The following is a 19833-nucleotide window of genomic DNA, read 5'->3' as shown; positions in this document are numbered from 1 at the left end:
TTAAAAGTCACTATTCAGGCTAGATACTCAAGTAAGGAAATAAGTTATGACATCAAAACAACCCTCACCGGTGACCTTCGGCACGAAGGATGTGGAAATTATTGCACGTGAAACACGGTACAGGGGTTTTTTTTTACTGGATGTGTACCGGTTTCGTCATCGTTTGTTTAATGGCGAAATGAGTGGAGAAGTTAAACGCGAAATTTTTGAGCGCGGCCATGCTGCCGTGCTATTACCTTACGACCCCGTGCGCGATGAAGTGGTGCTGGTTGAACAAATACGGATTGCCGCCATTGACAGCAGCCGGTCGCCTTGGTTATTAGAAATGGTGGCAGGGATGATTGAAGAGGGCGAAACCGTCGAGGAAGTGGTACGTCGCGAAGCTGAAGAAGAAGCGGGAATTCATGTTGGCCGCTGCAAACCGGTGCTCAGTTATTTAGCCAGTCCCGGAGGTACCAGTGAGCGCTTATCTATCATGGTCGGGGAAGTCGATGCGACGACCGCGAGTGGGGTTCATGGGCTGGCCGATGAAAATGAAGATATCCGGGTGCATGTTGTCAGCCGTGAACAAGCTTATCGTTGGGTTGAAGAGGGTGTTATTGATAATGCAGCCTCAGTCATTGCACTACAATGGTTGGCGTTGCACCATCAATCGCTAAGAGCAGAGTGGCAGTCATAAGAAAGAGAGAAAATAATGGGTAAGCGCTACACACCTGATTTTCCTGAAATGATGCGGATATGCGAAACTAACTTCGCGCAATTGCGTCGTTTGATACCGCGTGTCGATGAAGTGGGTGAAAGCGTGGCTTATCAGGTCAATAGCGCCAGTTATCAACTGACAATTATTGAATCAACCCGCTACACTTCTGTTGTCGAGATTGTGCAAACTGAGCCAGCTAGCAGTCATTGGAGCCTGCCATCTATGGTCGTACGGCTTTATCATGATGCGCAGGTCGCGGAAGTGTGTGCCAGTCAGCAGATCTCCCGCTTCAAAGCAAGTTATGATTATCCGAATAAAAAGTTGCATCAGCGGGACGAAAAGCATCAAATTAACCAGTTTCTTGCTGACTGGTTGCGCTATTGTTTGGCGCATGGAGCGGTGGCAGTTCCAGTTTGTTAGACAGACTTATAGCCTGACCAACTGAGATACAGAGACGTGATGAATCTGGTTGGGAAAGGTGCAAAAACAAGGACACCATTTGGAAAGCCTGTTTAAACTGCCTATGGCGAGTGGGGCCAGGGTTAGAATTTTACAAATAACAGATACCCACCTCTTTGCGGGGGAACATGAGACCTTGCTGGGTGTAAATACTTCTCGCAGTTATCGCGCTGTGTTAGATGCGATTATTGCTGAGCAACACCCCTTTGATCTTATTGTTGCGACCGGTGATTTGGCTCAGGATCATTCCGTTGCTGCATATCAGAATTTTGCTGAGGGTATCTCCCGTTTGCCAGCACCTTGTGTCTGGCTGCCCGGCAATCATGATTTCCAGCCCGCGATGGTGGATGCTCTAGCGAATGCCGATATCGCACCGTCAAAGCAGGTTCTGGTCGGTGATAATTGGCAAATACTGTTATTAGACAGCCAAGTTTTTGGTGTCCCTTACGGTGAACTGAGTGACTATCAATTGGAGTGGATGGAACGCTGTCTGATCGCGAATCCAGAACGCTACACATTGATATTATTGCACCATCACCCGATACCCTCGGGTTGCACTTGGCTTGATCAACATAGCCTACGCAACGCGCATATGCTGGCGGCTGTGCTGACTCGCTATCCGCGTGTGACCACCTTGTTGTGCGGCCATATTCATCAGGATCTGGATCTCGATTGGTATGGTAAGCGCCTGCTGGCCAGCCCTTCTACCTGTGTGCAGTTCAAACCGCACTGTACTAATTTTACACTGGATACTGTGGCACCGGGATGGCGCTACCTCGACTTGCTGCCTGATGGAAAACTTGAAACTGAGGTGCGTCGGTTAGCCAGTGATGAGTTCTGCCCGGACATGGACTCGGATGGTTATTGAATGAGTACGCTTCTATATATTCACGGCTTTAATAGCTCACCCAGCTCAGCCAAAGCAACCACATTCAAAAGTTGGTTGCAGCAACACCATCCTCATATTGAGATGCTGATACCGCAATTACCGCCTTATCCGGCGGAGGCCGCAGAAATGCTGGAAAGCATCGTAATGGATAAAGCCGGGCAATCCATCGGCATTGTAGGTTCTTCCCTCGGCGGTTATTTTGCTACCTGGCTTTCCCAGCGTTTTAGTATTCCCGCCGTGGTGGTTAACCCAGCAGTGCGGCCATTTGAGCTGCTCAGCGATTATCTGGGGGAAAATGAGAACCCCTACACTGGGCAACAATATGTGTTAGAGTCTCGACATATTTATGATCTGAAAGCCATGCAGATTGAAAAGTTGGGATCACCGGATTTACTCTGGTTATTGCAACAAACCGGGGATGAAATCCTCGATTACCGTCAAGCGGTTGCTTATTACACCCCTTGTCGGCAAACAGTAGAATCAGGTGGGAATCATGCCTTTGTCGGCTTTGATCATTATTTCTCCCCGATTGTAACTTTTTTAGGGCTAGCGACCGCTTAATATGGCGGTTTAAGCATCACCCGATACCGTAGGTTTTATTACTGCAGTGGGTATTGAACCGCAGGTCGTGATGGCCTGCCGGGCATGTCACCGCTAGCCTTCCAACCATTAGCCGAATATTAATCAAACCATGACTGAATCCAGCTATAACGCTGATGCCATTGAAGTACTCAGCGGTTTAGAACCAGTGCGTCGTCGTCCGGGAATGTACACGGACACCACGCGGCCAAACCACCTTGGTCAAGAGGTGATTGATAATAGCGTCGATGAAGCACTGGCAGGCCATGCCCGCCGCATTGACGTCATCCTGCACGCCGATCAATCACTGGAAGTTATTGATGATGGCCGTGGGATGCCGGTTGATATCCATCCAGAAGAGGGTGTTCCTGCGGTTGAACTGATTATGTGTCGTTTACATGCAGGCGGCAAATTCTCTAATAAAAACTATCAGTTTTCTGGTGGTTTGCACGGTGTGGGTATTTCGGTTGTTAACGCCTTATCCAAGCGGGTAGAAGTGACGGTGCGCCGTGATAGCCAAATCTACAGCATCGCCTTCGAAAATGGCGATAAAGTGCAGGATTTACAGGTTATCGGCACGTGCGGTAAGCGCAATACTGGGACTAGCGTACATTTCTGGCCGGATGTTTCTTTCTTCGACAGCCCACGTTTCTCTGTGTCCCGCTTGTCACATTTGCTGAAAGCGAAAGCGGTACTATGTCCAGGTGTGGAAATCGTCTTTAAAGATCAGGTCAATAATACTGAGCAGCGCTGGTGTTATGCCGATGGTCTGACTGACTACCTGATGGAAGCAGTTAACGGCTTGATTACCTTACCAGAAGTGCCGTTTGTCGGCTCTTTTGCTGGTGATACTGAAGCTATTGACTGGGCGCTGTTATGGTTACCAGAAGGTGGCGAGCTGCTGACTGAAAGCTATGTCAACCTGATTCCGACCATGCAGGGCGGCACTCACGTCAACGGCTTACGTCAGGGTTTACTGGATGCAATGCGCGAATTTTGTGAGTATCGCAATATTCTGCCACGGGGCATCAAACTCTCGGCGGATGATATCTGGGAGCGCTGTGCTTACGTGCTGTCAGTCAAAATGCAGGACCCACAATTTGCCGGCCAGACGAAAGAGCGACTTTCCTCACGTCAGTGCGCGGCCTTTGTCTCCGGCGTAGTAAAAGATGCTTTTAGCCTATGGCTGAATCAGAACGTACAAGCGGCTGAACAGTTGGCTGAGTTAGCTATTTCCAGCGCCCAGCGCCGTATGCGCGCGGCGAAGAAAGTGGTGCGCAAAAAACTGACTAGCGGCCCAGCATTGCCCGGCAAACTGGCCGATTGTACTTCGCAAGATTTGAGCATGACTGAACTGTTTCTGGTAGAAGGGGATTCTGCGGGCGGTTCTGCCAAGCAAGCGCGTGACCGCGAATATCAGGCGATCATGCCGCTGAAAGGCAAGATCTTGAACACTTGGGAAGTCTCTTCCGATGAGGTTCTTGCTTCGCAGGAAGTCCATGATATCTCAGTTGCGATTGGTATTGATCCAGACAGCGAAGACCTAAGCCAATTGCGCTACGGTAAAGTTTGTATCCTTGCGGATGCGGACTCCGATGGTTTGCATATTGCTACCTTGCTGTGTGCGCTGTTTGTTCGCCACTTCCGCGCACTGGTTCGCAATGGCCACGTGTATGTGGCGATGCCACCTTTGTATCGCATTGATTTAGGTAAAGAAGTGTTTTATGCACTGGACGAAGAAGAAAAAGCCGGTGTCCTGGAGCAACTGAAACGTAAACGCGGAAAGCCGAATGTGCAGCGCTTTAAAGGGCTGGGTGAAATGAACCCGTTACAGTTACGTGAAACGACCCTCGATCCTAATACTCGTCGTTTAGTGCAATTGACTATCGGTGACGACGATATTGATAAAACAATGGCCATGATGGATATGTTGCTGGCGAAGAAACGCTCTGAAGATCGCCGCAATTGGCTACAAGAGAAAGGGGATACCGCCGAGATCGAGGTCTGATCGATGACGGGATTTGATCGATGAAAGTGACGTTAGAAGAGTTGCAGGCGTTTATCTCAGTCGTCGACTGCGGCTCAATCACGGCGGCTGCGGAGCAACGCAGCCAGACCACATCCGGTATCAGTCGGGCATTGAGCCGGCTGGAACAGAAACTGGCGACCACTTTACTGCGCCGCACCACTCGGCGGTTGGAGCTGACGGAAGAGGGCGAATTGTTCCTCAATCATGCGCGGCAGATCCTCAGTGCGGTCGATGATGCTGAAGAGCAAATTGCTTTACGGCGACTGAAACCGGCTGGGCGACTGCGGGTGAATGCGGCAGCGCCTTTTATGCAGCATGTGATTGTGCCGATGATCACCGGTTTTCGAGCGCTATATCCGCAAATCATTCTTGAGCTGAATACTGACGACCTGAATATCGATTTGCTGCAACAACGCACTGATATCGCGATCCGCATTGGCGCGCTGCGCGACTCAACTATCCATGCGCGCCTGTTGGGTGCCAGCCGAGTGCGCATCCTCGCTAGCCCAGATTATCTGCAACGCCACGGCACTCCCCATACGATTGACGACTTGGCAAATCACAGTTTGCTTGGTTTTACTCAGCCAGAGTTTCTTAATCAGTGGTCGCTGCCTCATTTGCCGGGCGGGCGGGCGTCGATCATTCCTAATCTGGCTGCATCCAGTGGTGAAACACTGCGTTTATTGGCTTTACAGGGCGAAGGGATCGTCGAACTCTCTGATTTTATGACTCGAGAGGATCAATTGGCGGGGCGCTTAATTGAAGTGATGGCTGAGCAAACTCTGGAAACCTGGCAGCCGATTAACGCGGTTTATTATCGTAATACTCAGCTTGCCGCGCGCATTACCTGTTTTCTGGATTATGTCAGTGAGCAGATTCAGTTGCAGGGCAGCCATTGGCTAAAAGATCCCCTTCGTTCTTAAAGCCGCAGGGGGTTGGCCACTCTCACTTACCCGAATCACTTACTTGAGTAAGCTCATCGGGATGCGTTTGCTTGCCGCCTACCTGCAACTTCAATTACTTTGGGGATAAGTTGATTAAGCGTTATCCAAAATGTGGATGCTGACATCCAGTACATCATCTTTAATCACTTCACGATGCTGATGCATATGTTCCATCTGCAAATGTAACTCCAGATGATGAACACTTTGCCATTTTTCCAGCATGAAAATAGAGTCTGGCGAGTTCTTTTGCCAATCAAGCTGAGTCGGCACGTCAATCATTGGCACATAGCCACCACAACCTTCTTCTGCCAGCACCGCCGGTATTAGCTGCTCGATTGCACCCAGCACTGCTTGGCGACGCCCCGGTTTAACCTTTATTTCTGCAAAAACAGTAATCATAGCAACCCCAATTTATATGTGATATCAAACGGCTTGATGCTTAAAGTTTTCGGCCAAATGCTGACGGTAACGGCTAATGTCACCTTCAATATCGGGCTGTTTAATCACATCGTTACATATAAATGTCGGCAATGGCTTCATGCCAAGGAACTGGTTTGCTTTATGGAAATGCAGGTAAACGCCATCAACACCGACCCCTTCAAAGAACTGATTTGGATCGGTAAAGGCTTCAAGTGGTGCGTTCCAGGTCACTGAAAGCATATAGGTTTTACCCTGAATCAAACCACCAGAACCATAGCCCTTAGTGGCATCAGAGCGCGTGCGACCATCACTTTGGTACAGGCGGCCATGGCCATAGGTAAAGACTTCATCAATGTATTTTTTCAAAATCCAGGGTTCGCCCATCCACCAACCTGGCATTTGATAAATGACGGTGTCAGCCCAGAGATAATTTTCAATTTCACTTTCAATATCATAGCCTTGGTCAACAGTGGTGATTTTAACCTGATGGCCATTTTCTGGTAGAAAATCGGCAGCTACATTAGTGAGAGTCAGATTGAGCGCCCCTTTGGAGTGCGCAAATTCTTTCATTGCGTTAATAATTAGTATGTTACTCATTAGCATAATCCTATTAAAGCGGTGGGCCAGATACTGCCCAGCCCAGAATACTGAGTATGCTAATGGTTTTGCTACCAGAGAGAAATACACAATGATGCATAACACTATTGCTTAAGAAGCAACAAAACCTCGTGATTGGCTCCGCTACTGCCGCCAACACACATCGAGCTGGCCGTGAACCCGCCGCTTGATAGTAGGTACGGCTAATGTTGCAGGACTGAAAGATTGAGATTATCTGTGGGTTGTGACAGTCACCCCGCAGATGAGGTACTATCGCGGGCAGAAATTGACAATGAACTTGCGGTGCCGATCTGCTGACTGACAGTGATCGCCTCCAGAGTCTGAGGATAATTGAGTAATGAGTGATTTGACTCATGACGGTGCAGAACGCTTACCGCTGCACACCTTTACTGAAAACGCCTATCTGAACTATTCCATGTACGTCATCATGGATCGGGCGTTGCCGTTTATCGGCGATGGTTTGAAGCCGGTACAGCGGCGCATTGTCTACGCAATGTCCGAACTGGGGCTGAACAATAGCGCAAAATTCAAAAAATCTGCTCGTACCGTGGGTGACGTGCTGGGTAAATATCACCCGCATGGCGACAGCGCGTGTTATGAAGCTATGGTGTTGATGGCACAGCCATTTTCTTACCGCTATCCATTGGTTGATGGGCAAGGGAACTGGGGTGCGCCGGACGACCCTAAATCCTTTGCAGCAATGCGTTACACTGAATCTCGCTTATCCAAATATGCGGAAGTGTTGCTGGGTGAATTGGGGCAGGGAACCGTTGATTGGGTGCCGAATTTTGACGGCACCATGCAGGAGCCGAAAATGCTACCTGCGCGCCTGCCGAACATTTTACTCAATGGTACCACCGGCATTGCGGTGGGTATGGCAACAGATATTCCCCCCCATAATGTGCGCGAAATTGCGCAGGCGGTGCTGGCACTGATTGATAAGCCAACGTCTTCGCTGGAAGAGTTGCTGGAGTTTGTGCAAGGGCCTGATTTCCCGACGGAAGCAGAAATCATCACTCCGCGTGATGAAATTCGTAAAATTTACCAGAATGGCCGTGGTTCGGTACGGATGCGGGCCTTATGGAAGAAAGAAGATGGCAGCGCGGTGATTACCGCCCTACCGCATCAGGTTTCGGGTGCCAAAGTGCTGGAACAGATTGCCAGCCAGATGCGTGCTAAGAAACTGCCGATGGTTGAAGATTTGCGCGATGAATCTGACCATGAAAATCCTACTCGGCTGGTTATTGTTCCGCGTACCAACCGTGTTGATCTGGACCAAGTGATGAACCATCTGTTCGCGACTACGGATCTGGAAAGAAGTTATCGCATCAACATGAATATGATCGGTTTGGATCATCGCCCAACAGTGAAAGGGCTGGTGGAGATCCTGACCGAGTGGTTGGTATTCCGCCGCCAAACCGTGCGTAACCGGCTGAATTATCGTCTGGAAAAGGTATTGAAGCGGCTGCATATTTTAGAAGGTTTATTGATTGCCTTCCTGAATATCGATGAAGTCATTCATATCATCCGCACTGAAGATGAACCCAAACCGCTGTTGATGCAGCATTTCGCGATCTCTGAGACTCAGGCTGAAGCTATCCTTGAGCTGAAACTCCGTCATTTAGCCAAACTTGAAGAAGTGAAGATCCGTGGTGAGCAGGATGAGTTGGCTAAAGAGCGCGATCAATTACAGGCATTACTCGCATCAGAACGTAAGCTTAATACCCTGATTAAAAAAGAAATTCAGGCCGATGCGGCCGCTTATGGCGATGATCGCCGTTCGCCACTGACTGAACGTGGCGAAGCCAAAGCCATGAGTGAGCATGATATTGTGCCTTCTGAGCCGGTGACTATCGTGTTGTCTGAGATGGGATGGGTGCGCAGTGCTAAAGGCCACGATATTGACCCGAGCGGGCTAAGTTATAAAGCGGGTGATAGCTTCCGTGCTGCGGCACGTGGCAAGAGCAACCAACCCGTGGTGTTTATTGACTCAACCGGCCGTAGCTACGCGTTAGATCCACTGACATTGCCCTCTGCGCGTGGGCAAGGGGAACCGCTGACCGGTAAACTGACCCCGCCACCGGGAGCAACCATTGAACAGGTATTGATGGCACCGGATGACCAGAAATTGTTAATGGCATCAGATGCGGGCTATGGTTTTGTCTGTACTTTCAATGATTTGGTTGCCAAAAATCGCGCTGGCAAGACCATGATTACTCTGCCGGAAAATGCCAAAGCACTGCCGCCATTGGAAATCTATGGGCCGGATGACATGCTGTTATCCATTACTGCCGCTGGCCGCATGTTGATGTTCCCAGTGGCAGATTTACCTGAATTATCAAAAGGTAAGGGCAATAAAATAGTCTCTATCCCAGCGGCGGATGCGGCAGCAGGTAAAGATCGCCTGGTATGGTTGTTTGTCTTACCTCCTCAAACATCAATTACCCTGCACTTTGGCAAACGTAAGTTAACCTTACGGCCTGAAGATTTACAGAAATTCCGAGCCGAACGTGGTCGGAAAGGTTCACCACTGCCTCGTGGGCTACAACGTATTGATCGCGTTGATGTTGATGCGCCAGAGCGTGTAATACCAGCAGATAATGAAGAGTAGTAACCAGTAAATGTAACAGGGAGCGCGCGCAATTTGCGCGCGCTGTCGCGTAACATAATTAGGGTAAGGAATCAGCGCGGTGTTTTGTCTGGAAACCGCTATACTAGCGCCGATTGCGAATTTAAGAGTGTGTGTTTAATAGAAGTAAGTGTTTAATAAAAATAAGTATTTAAGAGGTTGTTATGCTATTAATTTTGCGCACGGTATTGGCAGTTTTATATTGTTTTCTAGTGTGTGTGTTTGGTTCGATTTATTGCCTATTTCGCCCCCGAAATCCACGTAATCTCGCGACGTTTGCTCATCTTTTTGGCCGGATGTCAGTATTATTTGGGATTACGGTTGAGCAGCGTATTCCTAAGGAAGCGGCTAACTACGGTACCTGTATTTATATCGCTAACCATCAAAATAATTACGATATGGTCACGATGTCGAATGTCGTTCAATCCGGCACCGTCACTGTAGGCAAAAAGAGCTTGTTGTGGGTACCTTTATTTGGCCCATTATATTGGTTAACAGGTAATCTGCTTATTGATCGTGATAACCGCGCCAAAGCGCATGGCACTATCGCCCAAGTAGTTGAACAAGTTAAACAAAAGAATGTTTCCATCTGGATGTTCCCAGAAGGAACTCGTAGCCGTGGGCGTGGTTTACTGCCGTTCAAGACAGGCGCCTTCCATGCGGCTATTGCCGCGGGTGTGCCAATCGTGCCAATTTGTGTGTCCAGCACTAACAATATCAAGTTAAACCGTTGGTCAAATGGCAAAGTTATTGTAGAAATTATGCCGCCAGTTGATACCACCGGTTACGGTAAAGATCGCGTTCGTGAGTTAGCGGAGCATTGTCGCAATCTGATGTTGGCTAAAATTGAGCAGCTTGATGCAGAAATTGCCCAGCAGGCAGCAACTGAAAAATAATATATAGCCCGTAGATTTCAAGCTATCAACACATCGGCATCTTGAAAAATGTCGGGCATAAGTAAAGTTTGGATTTCTGTTTCTATTTAAACGACTCTGGTCGTGAGCGTTTTGCCGTCCTTCAGCGTTATTCGCAGTCAGGCAAAATTTTGCAGTAGGTTTGATGGTGGTTTTCCCGGAGAAGATATGTCACTCAGTCGTCGCCAGTTCATTCAGGCTACGGGCTTAGCGCTAGGCGCGGGTTCGTTGCCATTGAGGGCACAGGCTAATAGTACCCAGCAACCCTCGTTGCCTGTCCCACCTTTACTTGAATCTCGCCGTGGGCAACCGCTGTTTTTGACTTTACAGCGGGCGCATTGGGCATTCAGTGGCAAGCAGAAAGCCGCTGTGTGGGGTATCAACGGTATGTATCTAGGGCCGACTGTTCGGGTTTACAGCGGTGATGATGTTAAGCTCATTTACAGCAACCGTTTGACTGAGCCGGTGTCTATGACTATCAGTGGGTTGCAAGTTCCGGGCACATTGATGGGCGGCGCTGCACGTATGATTACCCCCGGTGTTGATTGGTCACCGGTATTGCCTGTACGGCAACCTGCGGCAACTTGCTGGTATCACGCCAATACGCCTAACCGCATGGCTCCCCATGTTTACAATGGGTTAGCCGGGATGTGGCTGGTGGAAGATGAAGTCAGCAAAGCGATGCCACTACCAAGCCATTATGGTGTTGATGATTTCCCGATTATTATTCAGGATAAACGGCTGGATAACTTTGGCGTTCCGCAATATGACCCGCCAGCAAATGGGGGCTTTATGGGGGATACGTTGTTGGTTAACGGCGCACAAAGCCCATTTGTTGAAGTTTCTCGTGGTTGGGTGCGTTTACGTTTATTGAATGCGTCCAATGCCCGCCGCTATATATTGCAACTGAGTGACGGCCGCCCATTGCATGTGGTTGCCAGTGACCAGGGGTTCCTGCCTGCGCCGGTGATGGTACAGCAACTCTCGTTAGCGCCGGGTGAACGACGTGAGGTGGTTATCGATATGTCGCAGGGGAGCGAAGTGTCGATTACGGCGGGTGAGTCTGCCGGGATTATGGACAGGTTGCGCGGGCTATTTGAACCATCAAGTATTCTGATTTCCAGCTTGGTGCTGACATTAAAACCGACCGGTTTGTTGCCATTAGTCACTGATAATCTGCCAATACGTTTGCTCTCTGATCAGATTTTGGATGGCAATGCGGTGCGCTCTCGCGACTTCCGCTTAGGGGATGATTTGCCGGGAATCAATGGCGTTATCTGGGATATGAATCGGGCTGATGCTCAGGCACAGCAAGGTACTTGGGAGCGTTGGACAATACACGCGGACATGCCGCAAGCATTCCATATTCAGGGTGTTTCGTTCCTGGTGAAAAGTGTAAATGGTGCGCCAGCGATGGCCGAAGATAGGGGTTGGAAGGATACAGTTTGGGTTGATGGCGATGTAGAGTTACTGGTGTATTTCAATCAAGTATCTTCCGAGCATTTCCCGTTCTTGTTCTACAGCCAGAGCCTTGAGATGGCGGATCGTGGGTCAGCAGGACAATTGGTAACACAGGCCGCGCCGACACTCGGTTAAGATTAATGGGGTCATTGTTTTGATAGATTATTGTTTCGATAGATTATTGCTTCGACGAATAATTGTCTCGATGAATAATCGTCCAGTGATCCTGTTCTAATTGATGGTGCGAATCATGTTATCAACAGATTTATCCCTCCTCTTTCCATGGATAAATGCGTATAATCGCCGCCCGGTGATGATTTCTTAACCCGAACCACCCCAATTTTCCCCAATTCAAAGAGTATTGCCATGAGTGCCAGCCTGATTCAGCCAGAGCGTGACCTGTTTTCTTATCAGCCTTATTGGGCTGAATGCTATGGCACTGCGCCATTTTTACCGATGTCTCGCGAAGAAATGGACATATTGGGCTGGGATAGCTGCGATATTATTGTCATCACCGGTGATGCGTATGTTGACCACCCCAGTTTTGGCATGGCTATCATTGGCCGCATGCTGGAGGCTCAGGGCTTCCGTGTAGGGATCATTGCTCAGCCAGATTGGACAAATAAAAATGATTTCATGCGCTTGGGTGAGCCGAACCTGTTCTTCGGCGTCACTGCGGGCAATATGGACTCGATGATTAACCGCTATACCGCTGATCGCAAATTGCGCCATGACGATGCTTATACGCCGGATAATCAAAGCGGTAAGCGGCCAGACCGCGCCACTTTGGTGTATAGCCAGCGCTGCAAAGAGGCATATAGCCATGTACCGGTATTGCTTGGCGGAATTGAAGCCAGCTTACGCCGTATTGCCCATTATGATTATTGGTCTGATACTGTGCGCCGCTCAGTCATTGTCGATGCCAAAGCCGATATGCTGGTGTACGGCAATGGCGAGCGGCCACTGGTTGAAGTGGCACACCGTCTGGCTGCGGGTGAGAAAATTGCTGATATTCAGGATGTGCGTAACACCGTTGTGATGCGCAAAACCCCATTACCGGGTTGGAGTGGCGTGGATTCTACTCGGTTGGATAAACCGGGCCGTATTGAAGCTATTCCGAATCCTTATGGTGAAGATTTGCCGTGCGCGACAGACAGTGTTCCCGAGCCGGAAGCCAAACCTATTACCGTACGGGCCGCCAAACCCAAACCATGGGAGAAGACCTATGTCTTGCTGCCATCCTATGACAAAGTGAAAGCAGACAAAGTATTGTATGCCCACACTTCGCGGATTTTACATCATGAAACCAACCCCGGTTGTGCACGGGCTTTGATGCAAAAACACGGCGACCGCTATATTTGGATTAATCCACCGGCTATCCCGCTCAGTACGGAAGAAATGGACAGCGTTTTTGCCCTGCCTTATCAGCGTGTGCCGCACCCGTCTTATGGGAAATCACCTATTCCAGCTTACGATATGATTCGTTTCTCGATCAATATCATGCGCGGTTGCTATGGTGGCTGTTCGTTCTGTTCGATTACCGAGCATGAAGGGCGCATTATTCAGAGCCGCTCTGAAGATTCTATCATTCGTGAGATAGAAGAAATTCGCGATAAAGTTCCTGGTTTTACCGGCATCATCTCTGATCTGGGTGGCCCAACGGCAAATATGTACATGCTGCGCTGCCAGTCACCACGAGCCGAGCAAACTTGCCGCCGTGCATCCTGCGTTTACCCTGAAATCTGCCAGCACATGGACACTAACCATGAGCCGACCATTTCGCTCTATCGGCGAGCGCGTGATTTGAAAGGGATTAAAAAGATCCTGATTGCGTCTGGTGTTCGTTATGATCTGGCAGTAGAAGATCCACGTTATATCAAAGAATTAGCCAGCCATCATGTGGGCGGCTACTTGAAAATAGCCCCGGAACATACTGAAGAAGGGCCACTTTCAAAAATGATGAAACCGGGAATGGGCAGCTATCAGCGCTTTAAAGAGCTGTTTGATACCTATTCCAAGCAGGCCGGTAAAGAGCAATATTTGATTCCGTATTTTATCTCCGCCCATCCGGGGACAGAAGATAAAGATATGGTGAATTTGGCTCTTTGGCTGAAGAAAAACCGTTTCCGTTTGGATCAGGTGCAAAACTTCTATCCATCACCGCTGGCTAACTCCACCACCATGTATTACACCGGCAAGAACCCGCTGAGCAAAGTGGATTACAAGAGTGAGGATGTTGTTGTTCCGAAAGGAGATCGTCAGCGGCGGTTGCATAAAGCATTGTTGCGTTATCATGATCCCGCTAACTGGCCGATGATTCGCACGGCATTAGAGGAAATGGGGCTGCAAAACTTGATCGGTAGCCGCCGTGAATGTTTGGTTCCGGCACCGACTCTGGAAGAACAACGTGAAGCACGCCGGGCGTTTCGTCATCATACACCGGCGCTGACCAAGCACACTGCTATCACTCGTCAGCGTCAACCGGGTAACCGCACGAATGCAGCCTCAACAGGTAAAGCCCCTTTGGGTAAAACCGCGCAGACCACTACGGGCAGTTCCTCGCCCAAGACTGCAGGCAGCAAAACCGGCGCAAACAGAGCGCCGGTGAATAAACCCGCTGGTGTCGCCAGAGGGAAAGCTAAGCATCATTAATAAGCTGATAAATCAGCGGTCAGGCCCTGGGAGCATCTGGGTCTGGCCCCAGTCGTTTACCGCTATCTAACTTCGAAATTGCCGTCAGTTCATCTTTGTGTAGTTTAAAATCAAATACTTCAAAGTTTTCCCTGATGCGCGCCGGTGTCACTGATTTAGGAATAACAATCAGCCCGCTGTCCAGATGCCAACGGATGACTATCTGTGCTGGAGTCTTACCATATTTTTGCGCCAATTCACGAATGATGGCTTGATCGAAAACGCCATCGCCGCCTTGAGCCAGCGGGCTCCAGGATTCTGTCGCAATATGATGTGTGGCATTCCATGCATGGAGCTGCCGCTGCTGGAGCAGGGGGTGAAGCTCAATCTGATTGACAGTCGGGGCAACGCCGGTTTCATCAATCAACCGCTGTAAGTGAGGGATATGGAAGTTACAAACGCCGATACTGCGAATCAAACCTTGCTCTTTCAAGGCGATCAATTCACGCCAGGCACCGACATAGCGGTCTTGTGCTGGGTCAGGCCAGTGAATTAGATAGAGATCCACATAATCGAGCTGAAGTTTTTTCAGACTCTCTTCCAGTGCTTGCTGAGGATTATTTTGGTTACTATTCCACAGCTTAGTGGTAATAAATAGCTCATCACGGGCGACATTGGCCGTTTGCAGCGCCTGACCAACACCCTCTTCATTTTTATAAATAGCCGCTGTATCGATTGAACGATAGCCGATCTCCAGTGCTTTGGTGACAGCAAGCTGTGTTTCTTCAATGCTTGCTTGCCAAACGCCAAGACCGAGTTGTGGCATCAGATTTCCATCGTGCAATTTGATAATGGGTTGCGTCACCATATTGATCTCCTCAGCTAAAATCACATTGTATTTCGCTAAACTATATTATTAGACCGCAGCTTCGTAGATACGTTTGCTATCTGCCAAAGTGATATCACTGTGCTCGCCAAGTGCGGTCATACCGTGCTCTTCTAATTTTTTGATTAAATCAGGAATGGTGCTGCCATCCAGTTTGTAATCAGATAAGCGAGTCGCGACACCCATGTCTTCAAAGAATTGACGGGTCGCTTCAATAGCCGCATCAATGCGTTGGTCTTCAGTGCCTTCACGGAGATCCCAGACACGTTCCGCATATTGCAATAATTTCGCGCGTTTTTGCTGTTTCTTCGCCACCAACAGAGCGGGCAATATCACCGCCAATGTTTGTGCATGATCCAGCCCGTGACGCGCTGTCAGTTCGTGGCCCAGCATATGAGTCGCCCAGTCTTGCGGGACACCGGCACCAATCAGGCCATTTAATGCCATGGTGGCGCTCCACATAATGTTGGCGCGTACATTGTAATTCTCAGGATCAGTTAAGGCTTTCGGGCCTTCTTCAATCAGAGTTAATAACAAACCTTCAGCAAAACGATCTTGAACTTTGGCGTCCACCGGATAAGTCAGGTATTGCTCAATGGTATGTACAAAAGCATCAACTACACCGTTAGCCACCTGGCGCGGTGGTAAGGTATAAGTCACCACTGGATCCAGCACAGCAAAGAGCGGCTGCACATGCGGCGAGAAGAAATGTTGCTTATCACCGGTGCTGCGGCGGCTGATAACTGCGCCACTGTTAGCTTCAGAGCCAGTAGCAGGTAAGGTCAGCACTGAACCCATAGGCAGTGCTTCTTTGATATCGCTGCCGGTGGTTTCCAGAATATGCCATGGGTCTTGCGGATAATTGACGGCCGCCGCGATGAATTTAGTGCCATCCAATACTGAACCGCCACCCACGGCTAGCAGGAAAGTGATTTTTTCTGCTCGGCAAACCTCAACGGCTTTCATTAAGGTTTCATAAGTAGGGTTTGGCTCAATGCCACCAAACTCTAGGTAATCAAAGCCTTGCAGTGCTTGGTGAACTTGGTCGAGTACACCATTTTGTTTGATGCTGCCGCCACCATAGGTAATTAAAATACGTGCATCAGCAGGAATTTCTTTATTCAGTTGCGCTATTTGACCAGTACCGAACAGTACTTTAGTGGGGGTATGAAGGGTAAAGTTTTGCATGATTTGTCTTCCAGCTTAGGGTAAGTATTTATTGATGTACCCAAAATAATTCGAGTTGCAGGAAGGCGGCAAGTGAGAGAATCCCGATGAGCTTACGGTGTTGTAAGTGATTCGGGTGATTGAACGTGGCCAACGCATATGCAGCTTGAAGTATGACGGGTATAGCCATTGTCGGTAACTTGGCGTTATACCTCAATGCACATTTCTGCCTTGCTCTTGCCTATTTCTCTAAATCACTGTAGAAAACTCGCAAAATACTGCACAATTTATGTCGGATCGTTCCAGATAACAGAAGCAGGTGAGGGCGCAATGGTTGAGGTTACGGATATTCAGGTACAGATGGCTGGGATGATTGCTCGTCTGGCTCAAGGCAATGGCTTAACCCCTAGCGCTGTACCAAAGGTGAAAATTCTCTATTCCACCGTACACCAACCGCGTACACCCGTCATGTATACCCCGAGTGTAGTTATTATATTTCAGGGGCATAAAGTGGGTTATCTGGGTAGCAAAGTATTTCAGTATGATCCGAAAAACTACTTGATTCTGACAGTGCCATTACCGTTTGAATGTGAAACTTTTGCCAGCGAGGAAGTGCCGCTGGCCGGGATTTCGATTCATATAGACAGCCAGATGCTACAGGATCTAATTATAGATATTGGTGATGACGAACTCGATAAACCTTTCGGTAATACCTCTGGTGTCAATTCATCTGTATTGACTGAAGAGATGCTATGCGCCACCGAGCGGTTGCTGGATGTGATGGCTAATCCTCGTGATGCCAGGGTGCTTGGCCCACAAATTGTGAGGGAAATCATTTACTACGTGTTATGTGGACAGTGCGGTGGGGCATTACAGGCTTTGGTTAATCGCCATGGGCACTTCAATCAAATTACCAAGACATTGCGGCGTATTGAAAATCAGTTTGCAGATAACCTGAATGTTGAACAATTAGCCGCGGATGTAAACATGAGCGTCTCCGCGTTTCATCATAATTTCAAAGCGGTGACTAACACTTCGCCACTACAATATTTGAAATCTTACCGGCTACATCGTGCGCGAATGATGATGCTACACGATGGGCTAAAGGCCAGTACCGCAGCGAATAAGGTAGGGTATGAGAGTGCTTCACAATTTAGCCGCGAGTTTAAACGCTATTTCGGCGTTACACCGAGTGAAGAAGTCGCCAAGTTACGCACTAACTGAGGTGATATCAATACAAAACGGCGCACTAAGCGCCGTTTAGTTGTTCGAGCGGAGAAGCTTACTCGGTCACACTTTTGCGTTTACACCAGACCAAGACCAGTGTGCCAACCAACCCGACCAATAACAAAACAATCGGCAAAATCATCAGCGCGGTCATGACTTGATTTTCATAATGCTTAACCAGGGGAATATGGCTAAGTGCAAAGCCCAGCCCCACGACACTACCAACCCATAGCAGCCCACTGAGCCAGTTAAAGAACTGAAAACGCGTGCTATTTAGACCTGAAATACCGGCTAAAGTGGGTAATAAAGTCCGGACAAAAGCCAGAAAACGGCCAATAATCAGGGCTGCCAGACCGTGGCGAACAAACAGGTTATGGGCGCGTTGTCGATAATGGGTAGGCAACTGCAACAGCCACCTTTTTACCACTTTGGTATCTCCCAACCATAACCCTTGCAGGTAACTCAGCCAACAACCCAAGCTGGCCGCAGCGGTCAAAATTATCATGGTGGGCCAGAATGCCATGACACCTTTGGCAATCAGTGCACCCGCCAATAGCAACAAGCTATCACCGGGGAGGAAAGAGGCTGGCAGCAAACCATTTTCTAAAAAAAGGGTGGTAAAAAGTATACCGTAAATAACCCAAATCACATTCGGGTCGGCAAGTTTACTAAAATCCTGCTGCCATAAGGCATGAAGGATTTCGCGTAATACATCCATTTCTGTTCCTGTTTGCCTATCGTGTGAGAATATTGTTATAAGGTTTTATCTAGTGTATCGGTAATGGCGCTAATCCACATTGATCTTATCCTCAATAACCGAATTTTTAAGGGCATATATACGTGCCGTTGACACTATTTGTGTAAGAGAGGATGAATGTGCGGAGACTTTGACCGCACATTCACAAACCATAGCGCTCATAAATGTTACTGCGAAGCTTTGATGCGCTCAAACCCAGCGGTTAAATCGTCCTGCAAATCTTGTACATTCTCTAGCCCAATGTGTAAACGGAACAATGTGCCTTTGATTCCCTCACCCTCATATTTGCGGATGGCCCGGATATCCTTGGGTTGATACCCCAGAATCAAAGACTCAAACCCGCCCCACGAGAAAGCCATACTGAAATGGGTAAAGTGGTCGAGATAAGCCTCTAACTGCTGCTGGGTTAACTCTTCTTTTAACTCAAAAGAAAACAAACCATTGCAGCCGGTGAAATCTCGTTTGTAGAATTCATGGCCTTTGCAGCCGGGCAGGGCAGGGTGATAGACCGCCGCAACTTCCGGGCGCTGAATCAGCCAGTTTGCGATTTCGATACTGTTTTTTTCATGCTGCTTTAAACGCACACTCAGCGTGCGTAAGCCCCGGCTGGCAAGATAGGCGGTATCAGCATCCACCATTTGCCCCATTAGATAAGAATCTTCGCGCAGTTGCTCCCAACAGCGGGTGTTGGCGACCGCAATCCCCAGCATGGCATCGGAATGACCAATAATATATTTAGTTCCTGATTGGATGGAGATATCAATATCAAAATCCAGGGCTTTAAACAGCACGCCAGCCGCCCACGTATTGTCCATGATGATAATCATCTCTGGAGAAACCGCGCGAATGGCTTTGACTATCGCGGGAATATCTTGCACTTCCATCGTGATGGAACCGGGCGACTCGAGAAAAACCACTTTAGTTTGCGGTGTGATCAACGAGGCTATTTCGGCCCCTATCATGGGATCAAAATAAGTGGTGGTGATATTCATACGCGATAAGATTTTATCGCAAAAACTTTGTGCCGGTTCATAAGCCGAGCCAGTCATCAACACATGATCGCCGGTGGAAACAAATGACAAAATGGCATTACTAATCGCGGCAGCACCGCAAGGATAAAGCACACAACCCGCGCCGCCTTCCAGTTCTGTCATCGCTTCTTGCAAAGAAAAATGGGTTAGCGTGCCTCTGCGGCCATAAAATAGCGCCCCATTTCCGCGATTAATTGTGGCGTGCTTTTTGGCTTTTACTGACTCAAAAACCAAAGAGGATGCGCGCTGAATGACGGTATTGACCGAGCCTTGGGTGAATTTCTGACTTCTGCCAGCGCTAACTAAGATTGTTTCCAATTTTTCTATCGTGGGTTTATTTGCAGACATAATCGCTTTGCCACCTTCTCATCAGCATGCCCATTATTCCATGGTCAGCATTCATTATTGGGATGTATTTATTCCTTACGTTAGCATGATGATTGTAATGAGAGGGTAGCTTTCACCATGAAAAAAACTAAAGAGGGTGACTCG

The 19833-nt window shown here is 48.7% G+C and carries 17 protein-coding genes; 11 read left to right on the top strand and 6 right to left on the bottom strand.

Features of this window, described 5'->3' with window-relative positions:
• Positions 1-46: 46 nt before the first annotated feature.
• From nudF to OP863_RS17055, 6 genes are all read left to right on the top strand, one after another.
• On the top strand, positions 47-679 hold the full coding sequence (gene nudF / locus OP863_RS17080) for an ADP-ribose diphosphatase (RefSeq protein WP_038638963.1): 633 nt from the start codon (positions 47-49) through the stop codon (positions 677-679).
• A 15-nt stretch (positions 680-694) separates the two neighbouring features.
• The gene (locus OP863_RS17075; RefSeq protein WP_038638966.1) at positions 695-1120 is read left to right on the top strand and encodes a DUF1249 family protein; all 426 of its coding nucleotides are present in this window, start codon (positions 695-697) and stop codon (positions 1118-1120) included.
• A 79-nt stretch (positions 1121-1199) separates the two neighbouring features.
• On the top strand, positions 1200-2027 hold the full coding sequence (gene cpdA / locus OP863_RS17070; RefSeq protein ID WP_145589327.1) for a 3',5'-cyclic-AMP phosphodiesterase: 828 nt from the start codon (positions 1200-1202) through the stop codon (positions 2025-2027).
• Positions 2028-2609: an esterase YqiA gene (gene yqiA / locus OP863_RS17065; protein ID WP_038638972.1), complete on the top strand. Its 582-nt coding sequence runs from the start codon at positions 2028-2030 to the stop codon at positions 2607-2609.
• Positions 2610-2739: 130 nt separating this feature from the next.
• A complete protein-coding gene (parE, locus tag OP863_RS17060) occupies positions 2740-4635 on the top strand; it encodes a DNA topoisomerase IV subunit B (protein ID WP_004390127.1) in 1896 nt (631 codons plus the stop codon).
• A 20-nt stretch (positions 4636-4655) separates the two neighbouring features.
• Positions 4656-5579 carry a LysR substrate-binding domain-containing protein gene (locus OP863_RS17055; protein WP_265525654.1) on the top strand — a complete coding sequence of 308 codons (924 nt, stop codon included), beginning with the start codon at positions 4656-4658 and terminating at the stop codon, positions 5577-5579.
• 114 nt (positions 5580-5693) lie between these two features.
• On the opposite strand, the gene OP863_RS17050 is transcribed toward OP863_RS17055, so the two are convergent.
• Both OP863_RS17050 and OP863_RS17045 read right to left on the bottom strand, forming a co-directional pair.
• Positions 5694-5999: a putative quinol monooxygenase gene (locus OP863_RS17050; protein WP_038638978.1), complete on the bottom strand. Its 306-nt coding sequence runs from the start codon at positions 5997-5999 to the stop codon at positions 5694-5696.
• Between the two features lie 24 nt (positions 6000-6023).
• Positions 6024-6617 (bottom strand): NAD(P)H-dependent oxidoreductase, encoded by a 594-nt coding sequence (locus OP863_RS17045; protein WP_038638982.1) that lies wholly within the window; start codon positions 6615-6617, stop codon positions 6024-6026.
• Positions 6618-6975: 358 nt separating this feature from the next.
• On the opposite strand from OP863_RS17045, the gene parC reads away from it, so the two are divergent.
• The 4 genes from parC to OP863_RS17025 all read left to right on the top strand — a co-directional run bounded on the left by parC (position 6976) and on the right by OP863_RS17025 (position 14294).
• Entirely contained in the window at positions 6976-9249 is a 2274-nt protein-coding gene (gene parC, locus OP863_RS17040; RefSeq protein WP_038638985.1) for a DNA topoisomerase IV subunit A, read from the top strand.
• Positions 9250-9431: 182 nt separating this feature from the next.
• Positions 9432-10163 carry a 1-acylglycerol-3-phosphate O-acyltransferase gene (locus tag OP863_RS17035; RefSeq protein WP_038638988.1) on the top strand — a complete coding sequence of 244 codons (732 nt, stop codon included), beginning with the start codon at positions 9432-9434 and terminating at the stop codon, positions 10161-10163.
• A gap of 186 nt (positions 10164-10349) precedes the next feature.
• A complete protein-coding gene (gene ftsP, locus OP863_RS17030; protein ID WP_265525653.1) occupies positions 10350-11777 on the top strand; it encodes a cell division protein FtsP in 1428 nt (475 codons plus the stop codon).
• A gap of 231 nt (positions 11778-12008) precedes the next feature.
• Positions 12009-14294, top strand: a complete 2286-nt coding sequence (locus OP863_RS17025; RefSeq protein ID WP_265525652.1) for a YgiQ family radical SAM protein — start codon at positions 12009-12011, stop codon at positions 14292-14294.
• A 19-nt stretch (positions 14295-14313) separates the two neighbouring features.
• Here OP863_RS17025 and dkgA read toward each other — a convergent pair whose 3' ends face one another.
• Positions 14314-15141 carry a 2,5-didehydrogluconate reductase DkgA gene (gene dkgA, locus OP863_RS17020; protein WP_038638997.1) on the bottom strand — a complete coding sequence of 276 codons (828 nt, stop codon included), beginning with the start codon at positions 15139-15141 and terminating at the stop codon, positions 14314-14316.
• A 48-nt stretch (positions 15142-15189) separates the two neighbouring features.
• A complete protein-coding gene (gene yqhD / locus OP863_RS17015; RefSeq protein WP_050291971.1) occupies positions 15190-16347 on the bottom strand; it encodes an alcohol dehydrogenase in 1158 nt (385 codons plus the stop codon).
• A gap of 309 nt (positions 16348-16656) precedes the next feature.
• Between yqhD and OP863_RS17010 the strand changes: the two genes are divergently transcribed.
• On the top strand, positions 16657-17550 hold the full coding sequence (locus OP863_RS17010; protein WP_145589246.1) for an AraC family transcriptional regulator: 894 nt from the start codon (positions 16657-16659) through the stop codon (positions 17548-17550).
• Positions 17551-17608: 58 nt separating this feature from the next.
• Here the strand turns inward: OP863_RS17010 and OP863_RS17005 are convergent, their stop codons facing one another.
• Both OP863_RS17005 and metC read right to left on the bottom strand, forming a co-directional pair.
• Positions 17609-18271 carry a DedA family protein gene (locus OP863_RS17005; RefSeq protein WP_038639004.1) on the bottom strand — a complete coding sequence of 221 codons (663 nt, stop codon included), beginning with the start codon at positions 18269-18271 and terminating at the stop codon, positions 17609-17611.
• A gap of 206 nt (positions 18272-18477) precedes the next feature.
• Positions 18478-19689: a cystathionine beta-lyase gene (gene metC, locus OP863_RS17000; protein WP_145591224.1), complete on the bottom strand. Its 1212-nt coding sequence runs from the start codon at positions 19687-19689 to the stop codon at positions 18478-18480.
• Positions 19690-19833: the final 144 nt, after the last annotated feature.

The organism is Yersinia sp. SCPM-O-B-9106 (C-191), assembly GCF_026183365.1.
Lineage (GTDB): Bacteria > Pseudomonadota > Gammaproteobacteria > Enterobacterales > Enterobacteriaceae > Yersinia > Yersinia rochesterensis.
This window is presented reverse-complemented; position numbering and strand designations above follow the sequence as displayed.

What these genes read in the sequence shown, in the direction of transcription:
- nudF (WP_038638963.1), top strand. Translation starts at nt 47, where the DNA reads ATGACATCAAAACAACCCTCACCGGTGACCTTCGGCACGAAGGATGTG.
- OP863_RS17075 (WP_038638966.1), top strand. Translation starts at nt 695, where the DNA reads ATGGGTAAGCGCTACACACCTGATTTTCCTGAAATGATGCGGATATGC.
- yqiA (WP_038638972.1), top strand. Translation starts at nt 2,028, where the DNA reads ATGAGTACGCTTCTATATATTCACGGCTTTAATAGCTCACCCAGCTCA.
- parE (WP_004390127.1), top strand. Translation starts at nt 2,740, where the DNA reads ATGACTGAATCCAGCTATAACGCTGATGCCATTGAAGTACTCAGCGGT.
- OP863_RS17055 (WP_265525654.1), top strand. Translation starts at nt 4,656, where the DNA reads ATGAAAGTGACGTTAGAAGAGTTGCAGGCGTTTATCTCAGTCGTCGAC.
- OP863_RS17050 (WP_038638978.1), bottom strand. Translation starts at nt 5,999, where the DNA reads ATGATTACTGTTTTTGCAGAAATAAAGGTTAAACCGGGGCGTCGCCAA.
- OP863_RS17045 (WP_038638982.1), bottom strand. Translation starts at nt 6,617, where the DNA reads ATGAGTAACATACTAATTATTAACGCAATGAAAGAATTTGCGCACTCC.
- parC (WP_038638985.1), top strand. Translation starts at nt 6,976, where the DNA reads ATGAGTGATTTGACTCATGACGGTGCAGAACGCTTACCGCTGCACACC.
- OP863_RS17035 (WP_038638988.1), top strand. Translation starts at nt 9,432, where the DNA reads ATGCTATTAATTTTGCGCACGGTATTGGCAGTTTTATATTGTTTTCTA.
- ftsP (WP_265525653.1), top strand. Translation starts at nt 10,350, where the DNA reads ATGTCACTCAGTCGTCGCCAGTTCATTCAGGCTACGGGCTTAGCGCTA.
- OP863_RS17025 (WP_265525652.1), top strand. Translation starts at nt 12,009, where the DNA reads ATGAGTGCCAGCCTGATTCAGCCAGAGCGTGACCTGTTTTCTTATCAG.
- dkgA (WP_038638997.1), bottom strand. Translation starts at nt 15,141, where the DNA reads ATGGTGACGCAACCCATTATCAAATTGCACGATGGAAATCTGATGCCA.
- yqhD (WP_050291971.1), bottom strand. Translation starts at nt 16,347, where the DNA reads ATGCAAAACTTTACCCTTCATACCCCCACTAAAGTACTGTTCGGTACT.
- OP863_RS17010 (WP_145589246.1), top strand. Translation starts at nt 16,657, where the DNA reads ATGGTTGAGGTTACGGATATTCAGGTACAGATGGCTGGGATGATTGCT.
- OP863_RS17005 (WP_038639004.1), bottom strand. Translation starts at nt 18,271, where the DNA reads ATGGATGTATTACGCGAAATCCTTCATGCCTTATGGCAGCAGGATTTT.
- metC (WP_145591224.1), bottom strand. Translation starts at nt 19,689, where the DNA reads ATGTCTGCAAATAAACCCACGATAGAAAAATTGGAAACAATCTTAGTT.